Annotated in this window: 26 protein-coding genes; 10 read left to right on the top strand and 16 right to left on the bottom strand. The window is 60.3% G+C overall.

Features of this window, described 5'->3' with window-relative positions:
- Positions 1–41 precede the first annotated feature (41 nt).
- The 14 genes from RFER_RS00165 to ccmA all read right to left on the bottom strand — a co-directional run bounded on the left by RFER_RS00165 (position 42) and on the right by ccmA (position 11,940).
- Positions 42–1,676: a type I restriction-modification system subunit M gene (locus RFER_RS00165; protein ID WP_011462367.1), complete on the bottom strand. Its 1,635-nt coding sequence runs from the start codon at positions 1,674–1,676 to the stop codon at positions 42–44.
- Positions 1,639–1,914 (bottom strand): hypothetical protein, encoded by a 276-nt coding sequence (locus tag RFER_RS23230; RefSeq protein ID WP_011462368.1) that lies wholly within the window; start codon positions 1,912–1,914, stop codon positions 1,639–1,641. The genes RFER_RS00165 and RFER_RS23230 overlap by 38 nt, the downstream gene beginning before the upstream one ends.
- A gap of 229 nt (positions 1,915–2,143) precedes the next feature.
- Entirely contained in the window at positions 2,144–2,404 is a 261-nt protein-coding gene (minE, locus tag RFER_RS00175; protein ID WP_011462369.1) for a cell division topological specificity factor MinE, read from the bottom strand.
- Positions 2,405–2,408: 4 nt separating this feature from the next.
- The gene (gene minD / locus RFER_RS00180) at positions 2,409–3,224 is read right to left on the bottom strand and encodes a septum site-determining protein MinD (protein ID WP_011462370.1); all 816 of its coding nucleotides are present in this window, start codon (positions 3,222–3,224) and stop codon (positions 2,409–2,411) included.
- 75 nt (positions 3,225–3,299) lie between these two features.
- A complete protein-coding gene (gene minC, locus RFER_RS00185; protein WP_011462371.1) occupies positions 3,300–4,085 on the bottom strand; it encodes a septum site-determining protein MinC in 786 nt (261 codons plus the stop codon).
- A gap of 833 nt (positions 4,086–4,918) precedes the next feature.
- Entirely contained in the window at positions 4,919–6,319 is a 1,401-nt protein-coding gene (gene ccmI / locus RFER_RS22845) for a c-type cytochrome biogenesis protein CcmI (protein WP_011462372.1), read from the bottom strand.
- Positions 6,316–6,783, bottom strand: a complete 468-nt coding sequence (locus RFER_RS00195) for a cytochrome c-type biogenesis protein (protein ID WP_011462373.1) — start codon at positions 6,781–6,783, stop codon at positions 6,316–6,318. Before RFER_RS00195 ends, ccmI begins: the two co-directional genes overlap by 4 nt.
- Entirely contained in the window at positions 6,780–7,304 is a 525-nt protein-coding gene (locus tag RFER_RS00200; protein WP_011462374.1) for a DsbE family thiol:disulfide interchange protein, read from the bottom strand. Before RFER_RS00200 ends, RFER_RS00195 begins: the two co-directional genes overlap by 4 nt.
- Positions 7,301–9,274, bottom strand: a complete 1,974-nt coding sequence (locus RFER_RS00205) for a heme lyase CcmF/NrfE family subunit (RefSeq protein WP_011462375.1) — start codon at positions 9,272–9,274, stop codon at positions 7,301–7,303. The genes RFER_RS00200 and RFER_RS00205 overlap by 4 nt, the downstream gene beginning before the upstream one ends.
- 10 nt (positions 9,275–9,284) lie before the next feature.
- A complete protein-coding gene (gene ccmE / locus RFER_RS00210) occupies positions 9,285–9,728 on the bottom strand; it encodes a cytochrome c maturation protein CcmE (RefSeq protein WP_011462376.1) in 444 nt (147 codons plus the stop codon).
- A complete protein-coding gene (gene ccmD, locus RFER_RS00215) occupies positions 9,725–9,904 on the bottom strand; it encodes a heme exporter protein CcmD (protein ID WP_011462377.1) in 180 nt (59 codons plus the stop codon). Before ccmD ends, ccmE begins: the two co-directional genes overlap by 4 nt.
- Positions 9,891–10,631, bottom strand: coding sequence for a heme ABC transporter permease (locus tag RFER_RS00220; RefSeq protein WP_011462378.1), 741 nt, complete (start codon positions 10,629–10,631; stop codon positions 9,891–9,893). Before RFER_RS00220 ends, ccmD begins: the two co-directional genes overlap by 14 nt.
- On the bottom strand, positions 10,628–11,311 hold the full coding sequence (gene ccmB / locus RFER_RS00225) for a heme exporter protein CcmB (protein ID WP_011462379.1): 684 nt from the start codon (positions 11,309–11,311) through the stop codon (positions 10,628–10,630). The genes RFER_RS00220 and ccmB overlap by 4 nt, the downstream gene beginning before the upstream one ends.
- Complete coding sequence (ccmA, locus tag RFER_RS00230) at positions 11,308–11,940, bottom strand: cytochrome c biogenesis heme-transporting ATPase CcmA (RefSeq protein ID WP_011462380.1); 633 nt, start codon at positions 11,938–11,940, stop codon at positions 11,308–11,310. Before ccmA ends, ccmB begins: the two co-directional genes overlap by 4 nt.
- Positions 11,941–12,230: 290 nt before the next feature.
- Here ccmA and RFER_RS00235 point away from each other — a divergent pair, with 290 nt between their 5' ends.
- Positions 12,231–12,701 (top strand): hypothetical protein, encoded by a 471-nt coding sequence (locus tag RFER_RS00235; protein WP_011462381.1) that lies wholly within the window; start codon positions 12,231–12,233, stop codon positions 12,699–12,701.
- A 103-nt stretch (positions 12,702–12,804) separates the two neighbouring features.
- Here RFER_RS00235 and gstA read toward each other — a convergent pair whose 3' ends face one another.
- Entirely contained in the window at positions 12,805–13,413 is a 609-nt protein-coding gene (gene gstA / locus RFER_RS00240) for a glutathione transferase GstA (protein WP_011462382.1), read from the bottom strand.
- Positions 13,414–13,600: 187 nt separating this feature from the next.
- On the bottom strand, positions 13,601–15,052 hold the full coding sequence (locus RFER_RS00245) for a coniferyl aldehyde dehydrogenase (protein ID WP_011462383.1): 1,452 nt from the start codon (positions 15,050–15,052) through the stop codon (positions 13,601–13,603).
- Positions 15,053–15,254: 202 nt separating this feature from the next.
- Between RFER_RS00245 and mnmG the strand changes: the two genes are divergently transcribed.
- The 9 genes from mnmG to RFER_RS00290 all read left to right on the top strand — a co-directional run bounded on the left by mnmG (position 15,255) and on the right by RFER_RS00290 (position 24,256).
- Positions 15,255–17,294, top strand: coding sequence for a tRNA uridine-5-carboxymethylaminomethyl(34) synthesis enzyme MnmG (mnmG, locus tag RFER_RS00250; RefSeq protein ID WP_011462384.1), 2,040 nt, complete (start codon positions 15,255–15,257; stop codon positions 17,292–17,294).
- Complete coding sequence (gene rsmG, locus RFER_RS00255; RefSeq protein ID WP_011462385.1) at positions 17,294–17,968, top strand: 16S rRNA (guanine(527)-N(7))-methyltransferase RsmG; 675 nt, start codon at positions 17,294–17,296, stop codon at positions 17,966–17,968. Before mnmG ends, rsmG begins: the two co-directional genes overlap by 1 nt.
- Before the next feature lie 253 nt (positions 17,969–18,221).
- On the top strand, positions 18,222–19,007 hold the full coding sequence (locus RFER_RS00260) for a ParA family protein (RefSeq protein WP_011462386.1): 786 nt from the start codon (positions 18,222–18,224) through the stop codon (positions 19,005–19,007).
- Between the two features lie 75 nt (positions 19,008–19,082).
- Positions 19,083–19,718, top strand: a complete 636-nt coding sequence (locus RFER_RS00265) for an RBBP9/YdeN family alpha/beta hydrolase (protein WP_011462387.1) — start codon at positions 19,083–19,085, stop codon at positions 19,716–19,718.
- An 18-nt stretch (positions 19,719–19,736) separates the two neighbouring features.
- Positions 19,737–20,678, top strand: coding sequence for a ParB/RepB/Spo0J family partition protein (locus RFER_RS00270; RefSeq protein ID WP_011462388.1), 942 nt, complete (start codon positions 19,737–19,739; stop codon positions 20,676–20,678).
- Positions 20,679–20,763: 85 nt separating this feature from the next.
- Positions 20,764–21,507, top strand: coding sequence for a class I SAM-dependent methyltransferase (locus RFER_RS00275; protein ID WP_011462389.1), 744 nt, complete (start codon positions 20,764–20,766; stop codon positions 21,505–21,507).
- A 101-nt stretch (positions 21,508–21,608) separates the two neighbouring features.
- Positions 21,609–22,355: an HD-GYP domain-containing protein gene (locus RFER_RS00280; protein WP_011462390.1), complete on the top strand. Its 747-nt coding sequence runs from the start codon at positions 21,609–21,611 to the stop codon at positions 22,353–22,355.
- A 173-nt stretch (positions 22,356–22,528) separates the two neighbouring features.
- Positions 22,529–23,734, top strand: coding sequence for a DUF4382 domain-containing protein (locus tag RFER_RS00285; protein WP_011462391.1), 1,206 nt, complete (start codon positions 22,529–22,531; stop codon positions 23,732–23,734).
- A gap of 15 nt (positions 23,735–23,749) precedes the next feature.
- On the top strand, positions 23,750–24,256 hold the full coding sequence (locus RFER_RS00290) for a hypothetical protein (protein ID WP_011462392.1): 507 nt from the start codon (positions 23,750–23,752) through the stop codon (positions 24,254–24,256).
- Positions 24,257–24,336 lie beyond the last annotated feature (80 nt).

Below are 24,336 nucleotides of genomic sequence, written 5' to 3' on the forward strand. Positions count from 1 at the left end.
GAGCCGAGGTTGTGCAATGGGTCATTGCACAAGTGCGCGCATCAAACTTCATAACCCAGCCCCGCCAGGTTTTTTCGAATGGCTGCCTCCAGGCGAGCGCTTTCCTTAAACTGGTCGCCTAAGGCAGCGGTCAAGCGGGCCATCTTGTCCTCAAAGGGTTCGGCGTCCGCTTCTTGTGCGGCGGCACCCACATAACGGCCGGGTGTGAGCACGTAGTCCGCCTTGCCGATGTCCGCCAGTGTGGCGGCCTTGCAAAACCCTGCTTCGTCGGCATAGCCCACGCCGCGCTGCCAGGCGTGGAAGGTGTCGGCGACTTTGGCCAAGTCTTCGGGTTTGAAGTCGCGCAGCACGCGGTCTTTCATGTAGCCCAGTTGGCGGGCATCGATGAACAGCACTTCGCCATGGCGGCTGCGTTTGGCTTTGCGCTCGGCCTTGCTACGCGTAAGGAACCAGATGCAGGCGGGGATTTGCGTGTTGGTGAATAGCTGTCCGGGCAGCGCCACCATGCATTCCACGAGGTCAGCCTCGATTAAGGCTTTGCGAATCTCGCCCTCGTTATTGGTGTTACTGCTCATGGAGCCATTGGCCAGCAGCAGGGCCATGCTGCCGTGGGGGGCCAGGTGGTGGATCATGTGCTGCATCCACGCAAAGTTGGCGTTGCCGTCGGGCGGCACGCCATACTTCCAGCGCGGATCGTCGTCTTTCACGCCTTCTTTCCAGGCCTTCATGTTGAAGGGCGGGTTGGCCATGATGAAGTCGGCGCGCAGATCGGGGTGCTGGGGGCGGGTGTAGGTGCTGGCGGGCTCTTTGCCAAAGTCAAAGTCCAGCCCGCGAATGGCCATGTTCATGCTGGCCAGGCGCCAGGTGGTGGGGTTGAACTCTTGGCCGTAGATGCTGAGCTGGCCGATCTTGCCTCCGTGCTCCAGCACAAAACGCTCGCTTTGCACAAAGAAGCCGCCCGAGCCACAGCACGGATCGTAGACGCGACCTTCAAACGGCTCCAGCATTTCCACAATGACGCTGACGATGCTTTTGGGGGTGTAGAACTCGCCGCCGCGTTTGCCTGCGGCAATGGAGAACTCACCCAAAAAGTATTCGTAGATGTGGCCCAAGATGTCCTTGGCCTTGAGCGCGCCGTGGTTGAACGGGATTTTGGAAAACTCGTCAATCAGGCCGGGCAAGGCTTCGTCCACGCGCCAGCGGGCATAGCTTTTGTCGAGCACGCCTTTGAGCTTGGGGTTGTCCTTTTCCACCGCCTCCAACGCGTCGTCCAGCAGGCGGCCGATGCCTTTGAACTTGTATTCAAAGGTTTTGCCGTTTTTGACGGTGAGCACGGTGTCGATGGCGACCTTGGCGTTGTCTTTGAGAAAGTCCCAGCGGGCCAGGGCGGGCACCCAGAAGACGTTGGTCTCGGTGTAGTAATCGCGCGCTTCCAGCTCTTGCGCAATTAGCTCATCCGCATCAGTGCCCAGGTAATAGTCGTTGGCGGGGTCTTGGAAGGCGGCTTGCAGCTCAAGGCGGCGTTCCTTGAAGGCGTCGGAGATGTACTTGAGGAACACCAACCCCAAGACGACGTGCATGTATTCGCTGGGGTTGACGGCGGCACGCAGGCGGTCGGCGGCGGCCCAGAGTTGCTTGTCAAGGTTGTTGAGATATTGTTGTTCTTCGTCGTTCATATTTTTGATGTGACTGGCGTTTTGATCTCGGCCTGCTGGCTATTTGGCTGCTACCAGCGGCTTTGTCGTCGATGTAGAGCAGGTAGTCGGCAAAGCCGTAGCCGGTGTTGAGCGGGAATTCGCGCAGGGCCACACCACGGGCGGCGTGGATGTTGGCGTCCGCCATGTGGCAGACGTGCCAGCCTGCTTGCTGCAGCAGCGCGTCAATACTGACCCTGGCTTTTTGCTCTGGCGACATGCCGTCTCCCTTTGGCAACCATTCTAGGGCCTGTGCCAAATCACCAGAAATATTGACAAAATCGGGCTGTAGCCCCCGTCTACTAGGCTTTAGTAGCTATCAATTCTGTATTAATTTCGCTTCGGATCAGTGCGACCCGTAGAGCAGAAAGTTGCCGCGCACCGCCTTCCAATCGCGTGTGCGCCAGGCATGACAGGCGGCGATGACGGCGTAGCGGCGCTTGGGCTGGTTAACGCGAGTCGGGCAGCTCGATTTTGACTTCGAGCACCTCCAGGTCGTCCTGGCGCTCCACGTTGACCTTGATGTCTTCCAGATTGATCTTGACGTATTTGCTGATGACCGCCATCAACTCGCGTTGCAAAGCGGGCAGGTAGTCGGGCTCGGCGGCGTTGCGGCCGCTGCGCTCATGCGCCAGGATGATCTGCAGCCGTTCCTTGGCGACGCTGGCGGATTTTTTCTTCTCGCCAACAAAAAATGAGAAAAAAGACATGATGCTATTTCCCCCCAAAGAGCCGCTTTAGAAACCCTTGTTTGGGTGCGTCGGTAAAGCGCATGGGTCTTTCTTCACCCAAAAAGCGGTCAATCACGTCCTTGTAGGCTTCTGACACATCGCTGCCCTTCATGTGTACCGCCGGCACGCCCTGGTTGGACGCCTGCAGCACGGCTTCACTTTCGGGAATGACACCAATCAGTTTGATGCGCAAAATGTCCTGGATGTCCTCCAGCGACAGCATCTGGCCCTGGTCGACGCGGGCCGGGTTGTAGCGGGTGATGAGCAAATGCTCCTTGACGGGCTCCAGGCCCTCCATGCCGCGCCGGGTCTTGCTCGACAGCATGCCCAGAATGCGGTCCGAGTCGCGCACCGAAGACACTTCGGGGTTGGTCACCACCAGAGCTTCGTCGGCAAAGTGCATCGCCATCAAAGCGCCGGTTTCAATACCCGCCGGTGAATCACAGACGATGAATTCAAAGTCCATGGCAGTCAGATCGCTCAGCACCTTTTCGACGCCGTCTTGCGTCAGGGCGTCTTTGTCGCGGGTTTGCGAGGCGGCCAGCACATACAGGTGGTCGCACTGTTTGTCTTTGATCAGCGCCTGGTTCAAGTTGGCTTCACCGTGGATGACGTTGATCAGGTCATACACCACGCGGCGCTCGCAACCCATGATCAAGTCCAGGTTACGCAGGCCGACGTCGAAGTCGATCACGGCCGTCTTGTGTCCGCGCAAGGCCAGACCGGTTGCAAAGCTGGCGCTGGTGGTGGTCTTGCCCACGCCGCCCTTGCCGGAGGTCACTACGATTATTTTTGCCATGGGAAAGCTGTCTTTCACGAAAATTCAAATTAAAACATTGTCAGCGCTGCTTGCGTGATGGCACGCGCGTGACGCTCAGGTGTTTAGTGCTTCAAACAGTAACTTGTCCTGCCCGTCGTTGCTCAAACGCACTTGCGCCGGCTTGCCGTGGATGTCAGGTGCCAGCGGATTCTCACTGGTGCGGTAGACCCCGGCAATCGAGATCAGCTCGGGCTCAAGGCACAAAGAAAATATGCGGGCCTGGGTGTTGCCACTGGCGCCCGCCATGGCCTTGCCACGCAAGGGCGCATAAACATGGATATTGCCGTCGGCCACCACCTCGGCCCCTTGGTTGACCATGGCCAGCACCACCAGGTCACCCCCGCGGGCATAAACTTTTTGGCCGGATCGCAGCGGTTTGTCGATCACCAGTGTGGCCGGGCCGGGGACTTTACGCGCCGCCTCGCGTACCGGCTCTACAGCGGCCGCCTGCCGCACGGGCTCGGCACGCGCCGGGCGCACACGCGGCAAATCAAGCGGCGCCTCCACCAAACCCAGCGCCAGCGCTGCTTGCATCCACACGGCGCCGGCGCCACGCGCCGCCACTGCCAGCAGGCGACAAGCCCGCAAGGTCTGCAGCAGGGGTTTGAGGTCCTGCACGGGGCTGTCTGGCGGCAGAGATGAGAAATCAAGCACCAGGGGGTCGTTGTCAAAAAAATCGGGACTTTCGCCCTGTGGGCCAAATTGCTTCAACAGATCAGAAGCCAGCAGGTCCCAGTCAGGGGTCTTGAGCAGCAGTGCTACCAGCGGTAATTGGGCACTTTTGATTTCAAAAGACGCCGGTACGGAGCTGGGTGGATTGGCTGCGGAAGAAACAGACATGAAAGGCAATGGCTAAGGAAAACTTTTTATCAGTTGAGGACGATTCGAAGAGCGGCAGTGCCGACACGATCCGAGATTGAGAAACAGCATGTGGCGAGCCTGAATTTTACTTGATTGACTGGTTCGGCCCGTGCGTTACGCCAAGCGGAACAAAAGTTGGAGTGCTTGCGTCCGGGTTGGATCAGGAGGCACAGAATATTTTCTTCACTCTTATCTTCTATCTTTCTACTGTTTATAAATAGTAGTAGTAGATAGGGATTGGGTCGACATGGGGATAAGCGAATTTTATGTAAGTAAATCAAATACTTGGATGTGGTCGACCCATGTGGGTGACTGTGCTTTTGTTTTGTACCCGGGATCTGGATAACTTCTGGATGTGAATATTGATGTGGATAAGTCGGTAATTGTGCCAACACTATGCACAGCTTTATCCTTTGACAGAAGTTGATAAATGACAGTGGATGTGCGTGACCAGCTTGTCTGCGCCGAGCATGCTGCGCTGGTGCCGGAGCGCAGTGAGGGGACAAGGGGGCTGAAACGCAACCATGGACGTGCTGCGGCAGCGGTGCGCAAGTCACGAGCCCCTGGGGTTGGTGGCCGCGCAAAAAAAGTGTCGTGGGGGATGCCGATGGAAAGGCGTCAGACGCTTTGACGTCCTACATCGGCCTGGTGGCCGGCAAAGACCCGTGCGATCCAGTGTGTGGATGAGGGTCCGGCCGCAAGGTGAGGCGCTCGCCTCCTGCATTTTGAACGTCAAGAGCGCCGAAAATTTATAGAAAACTGGCCGCTAGCCTCCGTATTTATTTGGGAAGCAACTATCTAATTTATAGCAATTAGGGTTTGGCCAGCAAGCCCAGCCCGCCTTTGGCTCGTGCATCGGCGATTTCAGCCTGTACCTGTGTCGCGTCACTGGAACCGGGCGGCAGTACGCTTAACACTTTTTCCCAGTGGGCCACGGCTTGGGCATAGTCAGCACGCCGGTAAGCGGCGGTACCGGCCATCATCAAAGCCGTCGGGTGCTTGGGGTTCAAGGCCAGTGCCTTGTTCACCAGGGCCAGTGGACGGCCTTCAATCTTGTTGTCGGCGCGTGTGGCCAGTACATCGGCATATTGGGTCAACAAGTCGGGATCACTGTCCACCAGTTTGCTGGCCTTGGCATAGGCTTGTTCTGCATCTGCCAGTCGGCCCTGCACCTTGTAGGCATGTGCGAGCCGGACCCAACCCGGCAGGTCATCCGGATTGGCTTTCTGGCGCGCAGCCAGGCGATCCACCATTTGATTGATCATTTCCGGGGTCATGGCCGCCGCCGCCGCGGGATCGACCGGCGGCAGCTTGCCCGCTTCAGCGCCGGGCCCAGCCGCAGGGGTCACCGGTGGTGCAGTTACTTTTTGTGCCGCTGGCAGGCCGGCTTTGGCGCGCGCATCGGCAATGTCGGTTTCCACTTGCTGCGCATCGGGTGACCCGGGCTCAAGCAGCGTCAGCAATGTTTCCCAGCGATTCACGGCGCCCTTGAAGTCGGAGCGGCGATAGGCCGCCACACCGGCCATCATCAGACCCATGGGATGCTGTGGGTCTATGCTCAAAGCCTTATTCACCAGCTCCAGCGACTTGCCTTCGATGTTGTTGTTGGCGCGTACAGCCAACAGGTCGGCGTAGTCCACCATCAGGTCCGGATTGGTATTGACCAAGTCACCGGCCTTCTTGAAGGCCTGTTCGGCCTCGTCAAAGCGGCCCATCACTTTGTAGGAACGCGCCAACATGGCCCAACCCTGGGGGTTGTCGGGGTTGGCCTGCAAGCGAGCGGCCAGGCTGTTAACCATTTTCATGGCCTGATCTTCGTTGGCTTTTTGTGACGCTGCCGGATCTATGGCCGCAGGCGTGCCCAGCAGCCAGTACATGCCTGCAGAGCCGAGCGGCATCAGCACAACAATCAGCGCGGCGGTCAATCGCCCGGTCCAGATGCTGGTGCCGCTGGTGTGCTGAATTGGCGCCGGTTCCTCGGTGTCGTCGAGCAGACGCAGCTGCAATTCGTCCCGGGTGGCTTCACAGTCCGCCGGACTGATGACGCCGCGCGCCAGATCGCGCTCCAGCGTATCGAGTTGATCGCGATAAATGGAAGCGTTCAGGCGCTCGCTGGAGACGCCCGCCGCCGGCGCCGGGCGCAGCAAGGGACGCACGATCCAGGCCATTACCAACAGTGTCAAAAGCACTGCGATTGCAATAAAGACGGTCATGAGGGAGTTTCCGAATCTTTGAGAAGAGACTGTGCTTTTTTGCGCTGGGCGGCGTCGAGCACCGGCGATTCAGCGCTGCGCTGATTGCGGCGCACCATGCGCACCAGCATCACGATGGCACCGATCAGGAGCAAGAAAGGACCAAACCACAGCAGCCAGGTAATCGGTTTGACGGCCGGGCGGTAACGCACGAAGTCGCCGTAGCGGCTGACCATGTATTCCATGATTTCGGCATCGGTCTTGTTGGCCTTGATCAATTCGCGCAACTCGCGGCGCAAGTCCTGCGCCAGATCGGCGCGGGAGCCGGCCAGCGACTCGTTCTGGCAGACCAGGCAGCGCAGTTCTTCGGAAATGGCGATCATGCGTTGCTCCACCACCGGGTCTTCGGCCAACGGCGTGGCTTCTCCCGCATAGGATGAAAGTGCACATTGCAGCGCCAGGACAAGCGCCAACCAGTATTTCATTTTTGTAGCTCCCGTATCAGCGGCACGATCTTGTCCCGCAAGGCTTCTTCGGTGACCGGGCCGATCTGCTTATAGCGAATCACACCGGCCTTGTCGATCAGAAAGCTTTCGGGTACGCCGTAGACGCCAAAGTCAATGCCAATGCGTCCATCTTTGTCGGTAATGGCGTGGTCGTAAGGGTTGCCAAAGCGGGCCAGCCATTTCAGGCCCTCCGGGTTCTGGTCTTTGTAGTCCAGGCCGACGATAGGTAGCGTTTTGGTCTTGGCAAATTCCATCAAGATGGGGTGTTCCTGCCGGCAGGCGACGCACCAGGACGCCCAGGTATTGAGCAGCCAGACCTGGCCCAGCATGTCTTTGGCAGAAAACTGCTGCTCGGGCGTCTGCAGTAGCGGGGCGTTGAACATCGGCGCCGCCTTGCCGATCAGCGGTGATGGAATCTCGTGCGGGTCCCGCGTCAGGCCAATCGCCAGAAACACGACCAAAACAGCAAAGATCCCCAGCGGAATCAGCTTCTTCTTCATGCTGCAACGCCCTTGATTTTTGGATTGACGGCGCCCGCGCTGGCGGTCACTTTGCGGCGATAACGGCGGTCCAACGCGGCCATGCCGCCGCCCAAGGCCATCATCAGGCTGCCGAGCCAGATCCAGACGATAAAGGGCTTGTGGTAGACCCGCATCGCCCAGGCCGGTTTGTCGCCGCCTTCAAGACGCTCACCCAGCGATACATAGACATCGCGCAGCAAATTGCTGTCAATCGCGGTCTCCGTCATCGGCATGGTGGATGAGAAATAAGTGCGCTTCTCGGGATGCAGGGTTTTGAGCAGCTTGCCGCCACGGAGCACTTCCACATCACCCTGGTCGGCGGTGTAATTGGGACCCGGCACCTCACGAATACCCGTCAGGCGGAAGGTGTAATCAGCCACTTCCACCGTGTCGCCCACCACCATGCGCACGTCTTTTTCGTTCTCATAAGCCTTGACCATGGTGACACCGACCACAAAAACGGCAATGCCAATGTGCGCCACATGCATGCCCCAGAACGATATCGGGGTGGATCTCCAGTTGACGGTGTCCTTGAGCTGACGGTAAATTTGTTGTATCGATGCCAGCACAATCCAGAACACCAGCGTCAAACTGAGCGCCACCAAAGGCGACCACTCGCCGGCAAGAAACGGGGCGCTGCAGCCCAGGAGCACCGAGAGAATGGCCACCGGGCGCAGCTTTTTCGTGAGTTCCGCCACGCTGTCATTTTTCCAGCGCGCAAACGAACCCAGCACCATAAAAAACAATACCGGCAGCATGATGGGTGCAAACACCGAGTTGAAGTACGGTGGCCCGACCGACAGCTTGCCCAGGTTGAGCGCGTCCACAATCAGCGGATACAAGGTTCCCAGCAACACCGCTGCCGCGGCGGTGGTGAGCAAGACGTTGTTAACCAGCAGAAAAGTCTCGCGCGACACCAGTGCAAAAGCGCCGCCAGCGCGGACTTTGCTGGCGCGCATGGCAAACAAGGTGAGTGAACCACCGACCACAACGGACAAGAAGAGCAGGATGAACACGCCGCGCTTGGGGTCGGTCGCAAAGGCGTGGACTGAGGTCAACACACCGGAGCGGACCAGGAACGTTCCCAGCAGGCTGAGGGAGAACGCCGTGATGGCCAGGATGATGGTCCAGTTGCGAAAAAGTCCACGCTTTTCTGTCACGGCCAAGGAATGGATCAGCGCGGTGCCGACCAGCCAGGGCAGGAAGGATGCGTTTTCGACCGGGTCCCAAAACCACCAGCCACCCCAGCCCAGTTCGTAATACGCCCACCAGGAACCCATCGCAATGCCGATCGTCAGGCAAATCCAGGCCGCAGTGGCCCAGGGCCGCGACCAGCGCGCCCAAGCGGCGTCAAGCCGGCCGTTGAGCAGTGCGGCGATGGCAAAAGCAAACGGTACCGACATACCGACGTAACCCATGTACAGCATGGGCGGGTGAAACACCAGGCCCGGGTCTTGCAGCAGCGGATTCAAATCGCGCCCATCGGCCGGAATGTCGCTCAGGCGCAGAAACGGATTGGAGGTGATCAACATGAACAGCAGGAAACCAACCGCCACCAGAGCCAAAACACCCAGCACTCTCGATACCATCACCTCGGGCAACTGGCGGGAAAAAAGCGACACCGCCATCATCCAGGTGCACAACATCATCAGCCACAGCAGCAGCGAGCCCTCGTGCCCACCCCAAACGCCGGCAATGCGGTAGATATCGGGCAGTTTGGTGTTGGAATGCTGCGCGACGTAAGAGACGGAAAAGTCATTGGTAAAAAAAGCATAGGTCAGACAGCCAAAGGAGAGTGCCGTCAGCAACCACAGCGCTTGTGCACCGGGGCGTGCCATTGCCATCCAGTCGGCGCGCCCCTGCTGTCCACCCACGACGCTTAAAGTACCCAGGGCCAGCGCCACAAAAAGGGCAAGAATGAGCGAAAAATGACCAATTTCAGGAATCATGATGTGTTTCCTACTTGAGTGACTTGATGGTTTTCTGGATTTGAGCCTGATCCAGCGCCGCCTTGGCCTCGGGCGGCATGTAGTTTTCATCGTGCTTGGCCAGCACCTCGGTGGCCGTAAAGTGGCCGTTCTCGTCCAGCTTGCCTTGTGCCACCACGCCTTTGCCCTCCTTGAACAGGTCCGGCAGGATGCCGGTGTAGGAGACTGGCACCTCCTTGGCGGTATCGGTCACCACAAAGGCCACCGTCAGGTTGTCACGCTTGACCGTACCCTCCTTGACCAGGCCACCAATGCGAAACGCCCTATTTTTGGGCGCCTCGCCGGCAAAAACCTGTGTTGGCGAGAAGAAAAAGACCAGGTTGCTTTGGAAGGCATTCAGGACCAGGTAGGCCGCGATGCCCAAAGCAGCCAAGCCACCCGCAATGATGGCCGCGCGTTTGTGACGAGGTTTCATGAAGATGCTCCTTCGGAAAGTAATTCGTTGCGAAGATTGCGCAGAAGTTCCTGGCGCTGGCGGCGAATGACCAGTGTCTCAATGCCCATCACCGCGGCTGTTACCCCAAAGCTGCCCCAGACATAGAAGGCGTAGCCACCCATGGCAAAAAATTCGGAAACACTATTCCACTGCATTTTTGACCCACTCCGTATGACGTTCACGATCGAGAATGATGTTGCGCACGCGTGCCAGCGTCGTCGCTATGGTGTACATCCAGAACGCGACGACCATGATCAGCATGCCGGCCAGCATGGTGCTGGCCATGGTTGGGGAACGGGTCAAGGACACCGACGCTCCCTGGTGCAGGGTGTTCCACCACTTGACTGAAAAATAGATGATGGGCACGTTCACCACGCCCACCAGCGCCAGCACGGCACAGGCCTTGTCGGCGCGGCGCGGGTCGTCGATGCTTGATTGCAGCGCCAAAAAGCCCAGGTACAAAAACAACAGGATCAGCTCGGACGTGAGGCGTGCATCCCAGACCCACCAGGCGCCCCACATCGGCTTGCCCCACAGGGAGCCGGTGATCAGCGAGAGAAACGCAAACAGGGCGCCAGTGGGCGCCAGCGCCGAGGCCATCATGCCCGAGAGCCGGGTATTAAAAGCCAGGCCAAAGCCGGCCCAGGCGGCCATCACCAGGTAAATGAACATCGACATTTGCGACGCCGGCACATGCACAAAGATAATGCGGTAGCCCTCGCCTTGCTGCGCGTCGGTCGGGGCGACAAAGAACGAAATCCACAAGCCGACGGCCATCAGCACGATGGCCAGGGCGGTAAACCAGGGTTGCATGCGCCCGGCCAGCACATAAAAGTTTTGCGGCGAGGCAAATTTGAACCAGTGAATCACGCGGGTATTCATTCCAGGGAAATCCTCAAGGCGGTGGTGGTGGCCAAAGGCGCAAAAAATATCGACAGCACCAGCAATGCCGCCAGCAGTGACAGGTGGCCGCCCATGCCGAGACCGGCGGCATCGGCCTCTACCGCGCCGGCGCCAAAGATCAGCACCGGAATATAGAGCGGCAAGATTAACAGCGACAGTAATACCCCTGCACCACGCACGCCCAAGGTCAGGGCCGCGCCGATGCTGCCAATCAGGCTCAAGGTGGGGGTACCCAGTAGCAGGGTCAGCATCAAGATGCCCAGCGCCCGACCATCCAGACCGAACTGCAGGCCGAGCACGGGTGCCATCAGCACCAGGGGCAGGCCTGACAGCAAAAAATGGGACAGCGCCTTGGCCAGCACCAGCAGACCGAGTGGTGTGCTGGACAGCGCCATCTGCTCCAGCGAACCGTCGGCGTAATCGGTGGCAAACAGGCGTTGCAGCGACAGCATGGCTGCGAGCAAGGCACTGACCCACAGCACCCCGGGCGCCATGCGCAACAAGAGTGCTGATTCTGGCCCCACGCCCAGCGGAAACAGGCTGGCAATGACGACAAAAAATACCAGCGGCGTCAATACCTCGCCTTTTTGCCGCAATGCCAGGGAGACCTCGCGCCGCAGCACGGCCAGCAGGACCGAGCCTAATCCCAGCTTCTTCATGCGCGCAGCTCCAGCAGTTGGGCCGGTATGGCGCCGATGTCCACCTGTTGGTGGCTGGTCAGTACCGCCAAGCCGCCTTGGGTCAAATGCGCTGCGATCAGGTCGGCCAACATGCGCACCCCGGCCTCGTCCATGGCGACAAAAGGCTCATCCAGCACCCACAAACGGGCCTGGCTCAAAGCAAGTCGGGACAGGGCGACGCGCCGCTTTTGACCTTGCGACAGATGGCGCACCAACTGGCGGTCGCGACCGGCAACGCCAAAATGCGCCAGAACCGACTGCGTTTGCGCCATGTCTGGGGCCATGCCGCCCAGCGCCGCAGTGAACGCCAGGTTCTCGTGCACGGTCATGGATTCCTGCAGGGCATTGAGGTGACCCAGGTAGCACAGGTCTTGCCGGTAGGCATCGGCCTGGGCATGAATGGGGGTGCCATTCCAGAAAATTTCACCGGATTCGATCGGCGCCAGACCGCACACCATGCGCAGCAGGCTGGTTTTGCCGACACCGTTGGCCCCGGCCACATAAAGCCAGTGCCCGGATTCCAGGACGCAGTCAATATTCTGAAAGAGTTGCCGACCGCCCCGGCTGCAGCCGAGCTTGGAAAAGGACAGGGTCGGAACAGTTTTCAATTCGTGGTGCCGTGAATTCGATTGCGGGAATTTTACGGTATGGTCACGCGCCGGCGGGTGAGCCGCGGATTGGCAACAGCCCCCCCGTGGATGGCCGACGCTCTCAGAGACAAAACGCCCCTAAACGGGCGTTTCTTATGAACATTCTTAACAATTCTTTACGCGGCGCCTTAAGGTGGCAAGAGTAAAGTCTTTGCAAAGTTGGCAGGTCATTGGAGTCGAATGGTATTCGGCAGCGATTTCCAATTTTTATATTCAACCACCTCTTCAAACTAAAAAGGAAGCACAGCATGAAATTTAAAGTTCTGGGAATCCTGGCTTGCGCCACGATGGCCTTGCCCGCACTCGCCGCGGACGTTACCTATCGGGCTGACGTTCAACCCATTCTCAAAGCCCAGTGTGATGACTGTCACGGGGCTGAAGCGCCGACGCTCAAGGAATTCGATTTGGCCAAGGAAAAATACACCAAGGAAAAGTCCGGCCCGCGTCTGAGCACGTATGAAACACTGCTGCAGCTGATTGCCTATCCGGATTCGGGGGCCTTCATGCGCCGCCTTGACGATGGCAGCGGCAGTGCCGACAAGAAGCCGGGCAATATGTACAAACATCTGGGTGAAACCGATGGACAGCGCGCCGCCAATCTGAAGGTTATCAAGGCCTGGGTGGGCGAAGGCGGCTGGAACCCCAATCGCTGGACGGCACGGGGCGATGTTCCTGCCATCACCAAAGAGCAACTCGACAAGCTCCAATTGAAGTATTGAGTTAGCCCATGGTCGCCCGGGCAGACCGGGCGCTGCAAAAAAGCCGCTGCAAGCCAGCGGCTTTTTTACGCCCGCCCCGACGCGATGGAGGTGTTGGCGCCAGCTATTTGAGCAAGCCTTCGGCACGCAGGGCGGCCTGCACGGCGGGGCGTTCACCAACGCGGCTCATGAAGGCGCCCAGGTTAGCCAGGGCGGAGATATCGATGCCGACATGTTTAGTCCAGCCCGCCACCACGAACAGATAGCCGTCGGCGACCGTGAACGTGTCACCCATCAAATAAGGCGTCTTGGCCAGCTCGCCGTCGACCCATTGCAGGCGCGAGTTCAGACGGGTCTTGGCGATGGTTTTGGCCTCCTCGGGCATGCCGGGGGTGAACAGCGGCGAAAAGCCTTTGTGCAGTTCGGTGCCAATGAAGTTGAGCCATTCCTGCAGTTTGTAGCGCGCAAACGTGCCGTTGGCTGGCGCCAGTTGTTTGGCCGGAACCTGGTCGGCGATGTACTGCACGATGGCGGGGCCTTCACGCAGCTGGGTGCCGTCATCGAGTGCCAGCAGCGGCACGTAACCGAGTGGGTTGATGGTGTAGTAGTCGGTTCCGTCAGCCAGCTGGTGGGTTTTGGTTGGCGCGCGAATGGCTTCAAAAGCCAGGCCGGCCTCCTGCAGTGCAATGTGGGGCGATAGCGAGCAGGCGCCCGGGGAGTAGTAGAGTTTCATGCCAGGTCTTGGTGGATGTTCGGGTGAACGGGTTGAAAAAAATGGGTGCAGCGCCGATGCTGGCCGCCGTTGCGTGGGCCGGAGTGTATGAGACTTTGGGCTGGAAGGCGCTGCGGATGCCATTGCCGATCGCTATCAGGTTGGCGTGCTATAAAAAACGTAGCTAAATGTCAACGCAGGACAAGGGCTAGCGGGTCAGGAAGTCCAGGTAGCGGGTGGCGAATTTGCCATAGGGCGGCCACAGGAACTTGATGGCGCTGAACGGTGCCTGGTAGAACACCGGGCGCATTTTGGAGAAGGTGACGAAACCGTCGTGACCGTGGTAGTGGCCCATGCCGCTGTCGCCCACGCCGCCAAAAGGGAGATCGTGCTGGCCGACATGGAATAGCCCATCGTTCACGCTGACACCGCCCGATATGACGTGGCGCAACAGGTGCTCCACCAAGGGCTTGTCGTTGCTGAAAGGGTACAGAGCCAGTGGACGGGGTCCGGCATTGATGGCCTGAATGGGTTCTTCCATGGACGTGTAGGCAATGATCGGCAGCACCGGGCCAAAGATTTCCCGGGTGCGCAAGGCGCAGTCTGGGGGTGCGTTGAGCACGATATGAGGGGCAATCTTGCGGCTGGCACTGTCCCACTGTTTGCCCGGGATGAGTTGCACCAGGGTGGCGCCGCGTTCTTGCGCTTCTTCGAGGGCGGCAACCACGCGGTTGAACGAGCGTTCATCGATCATGGAGGTGTAGTCAGGGGTGTCCAATGTGGGGTAGCGCATGCTCACAATTTCTTTGGCCATGGCCGCAAATTCGTTCACCTTGGCAGTGGGGATGTACGCGTGGTCGACGGTGGTGCAAATTTGTCCCGCGTTGAAGCACTTCACAAACAGCAGGCGTTCAGCCGCCTTGCGCAAGGGGTAGTCGTCGCAGATGATGGCGGGAGATTTGCCACCCATTTCCAGTGTCACCGGGCACAGATTGGGGGCTGCTGCTGCCATGACGGCGCGGCCCGTCAGCCCGGAGCCGGTAAACAGCAGGTGGTCGAACTTGAGCTTGGAAAACTCGATGCCGACGCCGCCGGTTTCGTCGAAGAAGGCGAGCTTTTCCCGGGGGAAATAGGCCGGGCATTTTTCAATCAGCAGTTTTGCCAAGTGGCGGGAATTCTCCGACATTTTCACCATGGAGCGGTTGCCGGCGGCGAAGGTGGCAATCAGGCCGCTGAAGCTGAGATTGATCGGGAAATTCCAGGGCACGATGGCACCCACAATGCCCAGGGGTTGTGGTATGACGCGGTTGCTGGCGCCAAAGAAATTCTTCCAGTCGACGCCCCGGCGCTGCGGTTTCATCCACTGTTTCAGGTGTTTGAGGGTGTGATCCACCCCGTCCATCACACTGAAAATCTCGGCGAAAAGGGTTTCATGGCGCGAGCGGTTGCCATAGTCCGCGCTGATGGCCGCCACGATGGCGTCGCGGTTGTCACGGATGAGGGCTTTCAGTTGGAGCAGGTCAGCTTTGCGCTCTGAAAAGCTGGGGTAGGGATGCGCAAAGTAGGCAGCACGCTGGAGCTTGAGCGTGGCTTCAAGTCCGTTGTCGAGTGGGTTGAGATCGGTGGGCGGCGCGGCGCGGTACAAGGGATTGGTGTTCATCTTCTGACTTCCTCAATAGTGCCAAATATCATTATCAAGCCTATTCATCGGGGTGAATAGGGAACTCGTTCCAACCGACCGGCCAGGCCTTATTCAGGGCGCACTGCCAGACTTTTGGCTGCCCGGTAAAATCACACGCTGCAGTTCATCGGGCGCCAGGGCGTGCGCCTTCTCATTTCGCCCCCATTTTCGAGTCATAGCTATGCTTTATCCCCAACATTTCGACGTGATCGTCGTCGGCGGCGGCCATGCCGGCACCGAGGCCGCCCTGGCCGCCGCCCGCATGGGCTGCAAGACGCTGCTGCTGAGTCACAACATTGAGACGCTGGGGCAGATGAGTTGCAACCCATCCATCGGTGGCATTGGCAAAGGCCATCTGGTCAAGGAGGTGGACGCTTTGGGGGGGGCCATGGCGGCCGCCACCGATGAAGGCGGGATCCAGTTCCGGATTCTCAACTCCAGCAAGGGACCGGCCGTGCGCGCCACCCGTGCGCAGGCGGACCGGCTGCTGTACAAGGCGGCCATCCGCCGCCGGCTCGAAAACCAGCCCAATCTGTGGCTGTTCCAGCAGGCGGTGGATGACCTGATGGTGGAGGGCGACCGGGTGGTGGGGGCGGTGACACAGGCCGGTATCAAGTTTCGCGCCAAAACGGTGGTGTTGACGGCCGGCACATTTCTGGACGGCAAGATCCATGTGGGCTTGAACAACTACGCCGCCGGCCGGGCCGGCGACCCGCCCGCAGTGCGTCTGTCGGCGCGCCTGAAGGAGTTGAAGCTGCCGCAAGGGCGCTTGAAAACCGGAACGCCGCCGCGCCTGGATGGCCGCTCGATTGACTTCAGTAAATGTGGCGAGCAACCGGGTGACGGCATGCCGGGGGGCATGAGCCCGGTCATGCCGGTGTTCAGTTTCATGGGCCGGGTCGAGCAACACCCGCCCCAGATGTCGTGCTGGACCACTCACACCAACGAGCGCACGCACGAGATCATTCGCAGTGGCTTTGACCGCAGCCCCATGTTCACCGGCAAGATCGAGGGCGTGGGGCCGCGCTATTGCCCGAGTGTGGAAGACAAGATCAATCGCTTTGCCGACAAGGACAGTCACCAGATCTTTCTGGAGCCCGAAGGCCTGACGACGAACGAGTATTACCCCAACGGCATCTCGACAAGTTTGCCGTTTGACATTCAGTACGCCCTGGTGCGCTCCATGGCGGGCCTGGAAAATGCCCACATCCTGCGCCCCGGTTACGCCATTGAATATGACTACTTTGACCCGCAGCAACTCAAGAGCAGCTTCGAGACCAGGGCGATTGGCGGCCTGTTCTTTGCCGGCCAGATCAATGGCACCACGGGTTATGAAGAGGCCGCGGCGCAAGGCCTGTTTGCCGGTGTCAATGCGGCGCTGCAGGCCGGCGCCCAGACCAGCTGGCAGCAAGAGACCTGGGTGCCGGGCCGCGACGAGGCCTATCTGGGGGTGCTGGTGGACGACCTGATCACCAAGGGTGTGACCGAGCCTTACCGCATGTTCACCAGTCGAGCCGAGTTCCGCTTGCAGCTGCGTGAAGACAATGCCGACATGCGTTTGACCGAGACTGGGCGCCGGCTGGGTCTGGTCGATGACGCGCGCTGGGAGGCTTTCAGTCGCAAGCGCGAGGCTGTTTCACGTGAAACAGAGCGCCTGCGCTCGCTCTGGGTCAGCCCCAAGAATCTGACGGCGACCGAGTCGGAGCGGGTACTCGGCAAGTCGATTGAGCACGAATACAGTCTGGCGGATTTGTTGCGGCGCCCGGATGTGAATTACGCCAACCTGATGTCGCTGGAGGGTGGCAAATATGCCAGCGCAGAATTGAATATCCCTGTTTCACGTGAAACACCGGCCGTGCCATTGCCGGAGGCTGTGTTTGCCGCTGTCGTGATTGAGCAGGTGGAGATCGTGGCCAAGTACGCGGGCTACATTGATCGGCAAATAGAAGAGGTCGGGCGCGCTGCGCACTACGAAAATCTCAAATTGCCGCTGGAACTGGATTATTTGCAGGTATCGGCCTTGAGTTTTGAAGCCCGGCAGAAGTTGTCCAAACATCGGCCAGAAACCCTGGGCCAAGCCTCGCGCCTGTCGGGCATTACCCCGGCCGCCATTTCTCTCTTGCTGGTGCATTTGAAGAAAAGCAACTTCAAAGGCTTTGCGGCTGCAGGCAAAGTGACTGCGCCCAGTGAGTCGGGGGATGTTCAGCAGGGGGTCATCTGATGCGCGAGCTGGAACAGGCTTTGCGAGGTGGCTTGGCGGACCTTGCACTGGTGCTGGAAGACAGGCAAATTGCCCTGCTACTCGACTACCTGGCCCTGATTCAAAAATGGACCCAGGTCTATAACTTGACGGCGGTCCGTGAGCCGGCTGAGATGTTGACGCACCACTTGCTGGACAGTCTGGCGGTGATCCAGCCCCTGCGCAGGCAGCTGGCCGGGCTGCGTGACCAGACGCCGGACACGGATACCGCCAACGTGCGACTGCTGGATGTTGGCTCCGGCGCCGGCTTGCCGGGGGTCGTGATCGCGATTTGTTGCCCCGAGATCACTGTTGACTGTGTTGATACCGTGGCCAAAAAAGTGGCGTTTATTCGACAGGTGGCGGCGACCTTGAAGCTGGCCAATCTGCACGGCCTGCATGCGCGGGTGGAAAGCTTGACCGGCCCGTACCGCGTCATCTGTTCGCGCGCCTTTGCCTCGCTGGCGGATTTCACTCGGCTGTCCTCGGCCGCGCTGGCGCCGCAGGGGCTCTGGCTGGCCATGAAGGCCAAGGACCCTGCGGAAGAGGTGGCGGCCCTGCCTGCAACGGTTAAGGTGTTCCACGTGGAACACCTGGTGGTGCCCGGGCTGGGTGCTGATCGGTGCATTGTCTGGATGCGTCAATCGGCGGTTTGAGGGCGTGTCGCAGGAACTTTTTGGCGGCGGAAAAAGTATTCTGCCAATAAGCTAACGTAAACTCGGACCTTTCCAACCAGAGCGCTCCTATGTCCGACATGGCTGATTGCGGCGTCTGTACAGGTGCCATCATCGTCTTGTTGCGGCGTCCCGGCCGAAGCCATCTGGATTGAAGCCCGCTGTTTCACGTGAAACACCTCAAGTGCCACCGCAATAATGTCCACCAACTCACTCCAACTTCAGCACGCACTCCATGGCTAAAATTTTCTGTGTTGCCAATCAAAAAGGTGGCGTCGGCAAGACCACCACGACGGTCAATCTGGCCGCCGGTCTGGCCAAGGTGGGGCAGCGTGTGTTGATGGTGGATCTGGACCCGCAGGGCAATGCCACCATGGGCTCCGGCGTTGACAAGCGCCAGCTTGAACTCACGATCTATGACGTCTTGCTCGAAGCGGCCTCGGTGGCAGAGGCCCGGGTCAAAAGCGACCGTTTGATCGAGGCCGGCTGTGGTTACGATATTCTGGGCGCCAACCGTGAGCTGACGGGTGCCGAGGTCGAGATGGTGGCCATGGAGCGACGCGAGAGGCGACTGAAAGAAGCTTTGACCGAGGTGGAGAAAGATTACGATTTCATCCTGATCGATTGCCCGCCCAGTTTGTCGATGCTGACGCTCAACGGCCTGTGCTGCGCCCACGGTGTGATCGTGCCGATGCAGTGTGAGTACTTTGCGTTGGAGGGCTTGACGGACCTGGTCAACACCATCAAGCAGGTGCACGCCAACCTGAACAAAGACCTGGCCATCATCGGCCTGTTGCGTGTCATGTTTGACCCGCGCATCACGCTGCAGCAGCAAGTCAGCGAGCAGCTGAAGGCGCATTTTGCCGACAAGGTGTTCAACACCGTGATTCCCCGCAATGTGCGGCTGGCAGAAGCGCCCAGCTACGGCGTGCCAGGCGTTGTGTTTGACCCCTTGGCCAAAGGCGCGCAAGCGTATGTTGCATTTGCCCAGGAGATGGTGGCGCGCATTGAAACCCTGTAATCGCCGTCTTTTATATGTCGAATTGGCCTCTAGCCCCCGTCATCACTGCGTAGATAGCTATTTAAATAGTAGCAAATGATGACCCATGACCTGCCGACTCCGCAAGTTTTGCTGCTCCCCGGCTGGCAAAATGCGGGCCCCGCACACTGGCTGAGCCGGTGGCAGGCGGCGCACGGCTATCGGCGCGTGGAACAGCACGACTGGTTGCGCCCGTTGCGCGGCGACTGGTTGATGCAGCTTGAAGAAGCGGTGCTGCGGTCAAAGTCGGCGCCAGGGCCGGGTTTGACGCTGGTCGCCCACGGCCTGGGCTGCCTGCTGGTGGCGGCGTGGGCCACGCACTCGCGCCACACCCACCTGGTGAAAGCGGCGCTGCTGGTGGCGCCGACCGATGTCGAGCGCGAAGCCTTGCGGGCGCTGCTGGCGAGTTGGTCACCGATCCCCTGGCAGCCCCTGCCGTTCAGCAGCATGCTGCTTGGCAGCCGTGACGATCCTGATTGCAGTTTCGAGCGCGCGCAGGCGTTCGCTCACGCCTGGGGGGCTGAGTTCATCGACGGCGGTCCGCACGGGCAGATCAACGCTGAGTCGGGTCTGGGCGATTGGCCGCAAGGGCATGCTTTGTTGCAGTTGGTAGAGGGCAGAACGCAAGGTCTGTCCCAGGTGAAAACAGGCGAGTCAAGTGCCGGGCTGACGGTCTGCGCCGCCCACTATTAAAAAAGGAAAGAGAACACCATGGTTACCAAGAAACCCAAAGGCCTGGGGCGCGGACTCGATGCCCTGCTGGGACCCAAAGTGGCTGAGTCAGCTGCGCTGGACGGCTCGGTTCCCGGCGCTGGCAATGCCGGCTTGCCGACCACCTTGCTGCTCATCGACCTGGTGCCGGGCCAGTACCAACCCCGCACCCGCATGGACGAGGGGGCCCTGTACGAACTGGCCGAATCCATCAAGGCGCAGGGCATCATGCAGCCGATTCTGGTGCGCCAACTCCTGGACGGCGTCAGCCAGGGCAAGTACGAGATCATTGCCGGTGAGCGCCGCTTTCGCGCCGCCAAACTGGCGGGGCTCGACAGCGTGCCGGTGCTGGTGCGTGACGTGGCCAATGAAGACGCCGCTGCCATGGCGCTGATTGAGAACATTCAGCGCGAAGACCTGAACCCGCTGGAAGAAGCGCAGGGCCTGCAGCGGCTGGTCAAGGAGTTTGGCCACACGCATGAGCAGGCGGCGCAGGCCGTGGGGCGCTCGCGCAGCGCCGCCAGCAACCTGCTGCGCCTCCTGAACCTGGCCGATCCGGTGCAAACCATGCTGATGGCGGGCGACCTCGATATGGGCCACGCGCGGGCGCTGCTGGTGCTGGACCGGGCGACCCAGATCACGGCGGCGACCCAGATCAGCGCGCGCAGCCTGTCGGTGCGCGAGGCCGAGCGCCTGGCCAAAAAATTGAGTGCTGATTTTTCGCTGACCTCGGTCAGGCCGAAACCGGAAAAGTCGCGCGACATGAAGCGGGTCGAAGAGGAGTTGTCCGACCTGCTCACCGCCGCCGTTGAAGTGCGGGTGAAAAAGCGCGTCAAGCGGGCCGGGCGGCTGGAGGAAATGGGCGAATTGAGCATCCAGTTCGGCTCACTCGACGAGCTTAACGGCTTGATCGACAAACTCAGGCGCGCGGCGACGCGCTAACGCCGGCATCCGGTTCGCAGCACGTCTGCGCCCCCGCGTGCTTTGAGCGCCATCGGTCTACCCGTCCACTGTCCACCGTCCTCACATGCTGGTCCACCTGCGTTGGCCGCTGCCGGCCCTGCTGACTTGGGGCGCGGCCTGGGCCTCATTTTGGGGGCTGCAGCGGCTGGGGCTGTCCGCCTGGGTGGCGCTGGCTGTTGCCGCCGCGCTGGGCGTGGTGCTCAGTGGCTGGGCCGCCAGCTGGTGGCGCCGCGCCATCATCGGCCTGGGCTTTCCCGTCTCGTTGGCGCTCTCGGGGTCGGCGAGCCTGCCCGCCTGGGCCTGGCTGCTGCCGCTGGCGTTGCTGCTGCTGATCTATCCCCTGAATGCCTGGCGCGACGCACCGCTGTTTCCGACCCCTGAGCACGCCTTGCGCGACCTGGCCGGGCAAGCGCCGCTGCCTGCGGGCGCCCTGGTGCTCGATGCCGGTTGCGGCCTGGGTGCCGGCCTGCGGGCGCTGCGCGAAGCCTATCCGGCGGCGCAGCTGCATGGACTGGAATGGAGCTGGCCCTTGCGTGCCTTGTGTGCCCTGCGTTGCCCGTGGGCACGCGTGCGTCAGGGCGATATCTGGCGCGCCGACTGGGCGCCTTACACCTTGGTCTATTTGTTTCAGCGCCCGGAAAGCATGGCGCGCGCGGTGGCCAAGGCGCGCGCGCAGCTCAAGCCCGGCGCCTGGTTGGTGAGCCTGGAATTCGAGGCGTCTGCGCTCGTGCCGCAGGCCGTCTTGTCTGCCCCGGACGGCCGCCCGGTCTGGCTGTACCGCATGCCGCTGCAGGCGCGCCAGCCCTAGACGCGTTGGCCGATGCTGAAATCACCGCAACAGCCCGGTCGTCGCCTAAACTGGCACTGTAAAGAACTCTTGCCGTCAAGTTTGAAAAGGTAAACCCTGCCATGACCCGACCCGACCCCAGCCCGCCGCCCGCCGCTGATCCCATGTATGCCGCCATGGCGGTAGCGGCTTTCGCTATCGTCACACTGGCCGGAACGCGCAGCTCGGACACCGGCCAGCACATTTTGCGGGTGCAACAGTACGTCCAGGCACTGGTGCAGCGTCTGAAGGAACATCCGCGCTTTGCTGCGGCCTTGACCGAGTCCTATTGCCGGGTTCTGTTTCAGTCGGCGCTGTTGCACGATATGGGCACGATTGGCATTCCGGACCGGATTTTGCTCAAGCCCGCCGCCCTCACACCCGCTGAGTACGAGATCATCAAATCCCACACTACCCTGGCGCGTGACGCGATTGAACAGGCCGAGTTGACCCTGGGCTACCAGGCGCCCCTGCTTCAGACGGTCAAGGAACTGGCTTATTCCCATCATGAAAAATGGGACGGCAGCGGTTATCCACAGGGTTTGTCGGAGGAGAATATCCCGCTGTCGGCGCGCCTCATGGCGATTGCCGATGTCTACGATGCCCTGATCTCGGAGCGCGTGTACCGGGCCGGTCTGCCCCATGATCAGGCGGTGGGCATTATCTTTCAGGGCCGCGCCAGTCATTTTGACCCCGACATGGTGGATGTTTTCATCGAAATTCAGGATGAATTCCGGGCCATCGCGCTGCGCTTTGCCGATACCGGGCAGGATATGCAAAGGAAGATGGCTTATATGGCCAATGCCATTGCGGAAGAAGTCCAGTTGTAAGTCGCCCTGCTGGCGCCCACGTGCAGGTTCCTCACGACAGAATAAAAAGAATCGGTGCGCCAGCGAACAGACGCCAGGCAGGGCGCCCAGCATCATTGGTATCAGGTCTTGCGCCGAATCAGAGTCAGCGCGATTCCCTGTACTGACTTATCTATTTCTTAAAGAGGCATTCCATGAAATTATCCCGAAATTCGAAGCTGGCCCTGGGTGGTGTTTTGGTGGCGGGCCTCGCGGCCTGCGGCGGTGGTGGCGGCAGCGCCAGCACCGACAACGGCAGCTTGCGCCTGGCACTGACCGACGCCCCGGCTTGCGGCTATGACGCCGTCAATGTGACCATCCAGAAAGTCCGTGTCCACCAGAGTGGCAGCGCCAGTGACACCGACAGCGGCTGGTCTGAAATTGTGATGAACCCGGCGCTCCGCGTGGATTTGCTCAAGCTGCAAAACGGCGATCTGGCAGAACTCGGTGAAGTCACACTGCCCGCCGGCAGCTACAACCAGATGCGGCTGGTGCTGGCCGAAAATTCCACCAATCCCACGGCTGTGCTGGCCAATTCCGTCGTCCTCACCAGCGACCCGACCAAGACCGAGCTTGCCCTCAAGACACCAAGTGGCCAGCAATCCGGTGTCAAGGCCAAGCAGTTCAACATCACTATAGCCCCCAACCAGTTGGCCAATTTCGTGATCGACTTTGACGCCTGCAAATCGGTCGTGGTCGCGGGCAACTCGGGCCAATACCTGCTCAAACCGCAGCTCAGCGTGCTTGCACGCTTCATCTCTGGTGTCACCGGCTTCGTCGACACAGCGACTTTGGCCAATGGCAACACCAGCGTGTCCCTGCAGCAGGGCGGTGTGGTCATCAAGGCGACGGCACCGGACAACTTCGGCAAGTTCATGCTGCAGCCGGTCGCGCCGGGCAATTACTCGCTGGTCTTGACAGCGCCCGGGCGCACCACGGCTGTCGTTACCAACGTGGCCGTGGCCGCAGACACGGTGACTTCGGTCAACACTTCCGGCACCGCCCTGAACCCGGCGGTCTCCACCAGCGCAACCGTGACCGGCACCGCCCCGGTGGACACCTTGGTGCGCGTGCTGCAGCCTCTGCCGTCGACGCTCGCGGGTGGCGCCGTCACGACGGTAGAGATTGCCGGCCGCTTCGTTGACGGTGCCACGGGGCTCTACACCTACCCGCTGGTGGTTAACGCGCCACTGGTAGCGCCTTATGTGGCGGCACCGGGCGCACTGGTGTTCACTGCCGACCTCGCTGCGGCCGGCAAGTACACACTCAACGCCAGCTTGACGGGCTTTGCGGACAAGACGACGGTACTCCCGACTTTGGCCTCTGGTGCTACAGTCACGACCAACTTCACGTTCCCTTAATTCATCAAAAGGTTTATGGTGAAAATCACACAAGTCACAACGGGCCGTGCTCCGGCCTTCCTGCTCGCGGGTCTGCTGGTCACGGCTGGGGCCATGGCCGCCAAGCCGGACTGGGTGGCCGGTGGCAAGCCCGGCAAGTCTGGCCAGCACCAGCAGACCCAGGTGCAGGAACGCCAGGACAGCCCATCGCAGGGCAGGCCGGACCGGGCTGCTGGGCATTTTGGCGATGACCAGCGCGCGGTGATACGCAATTACTACAGCGAGCAATACCGCGTGGGTCGCTGCCCGCCGGGCCTGGCCAAGAAAAACAATGGTTGTATGCCGCCGGGGCAGGCCCGAAAGTGGGCCCTCGGCCAGCCTTTGCCGCGTGATGTGGTGGTCTACAGCTTGCCGCCAGCCATCGTCGTCCAACTGGGCGTGGCTCCGGCCGGACACCGCTATGTGCGCGTCGCCTCCGACATCCTGCTGATTGCCATTGGCACTGGCTTGGTCGTCGACGCCATTCAGGACTTGGGCCGGTAGTCGCGCTTTTTTCTTTCTGGACCAGGCCTGGCGGCAGCGGCATTTGCCGCCATCACTTGGGCCGGAGCAGGCCGAGTTGG

It is taken from the genome of Rhodoferax ferrireducens T118, assembly GCF_000013605.1.
Classification (GTDB): Bacteria; Pseudomonadota; Gammaproteobacteria; order Burkholderiales; family Burkholderiaceae_C; genus Rhodoferax; species Rhodoferax ferrireducens.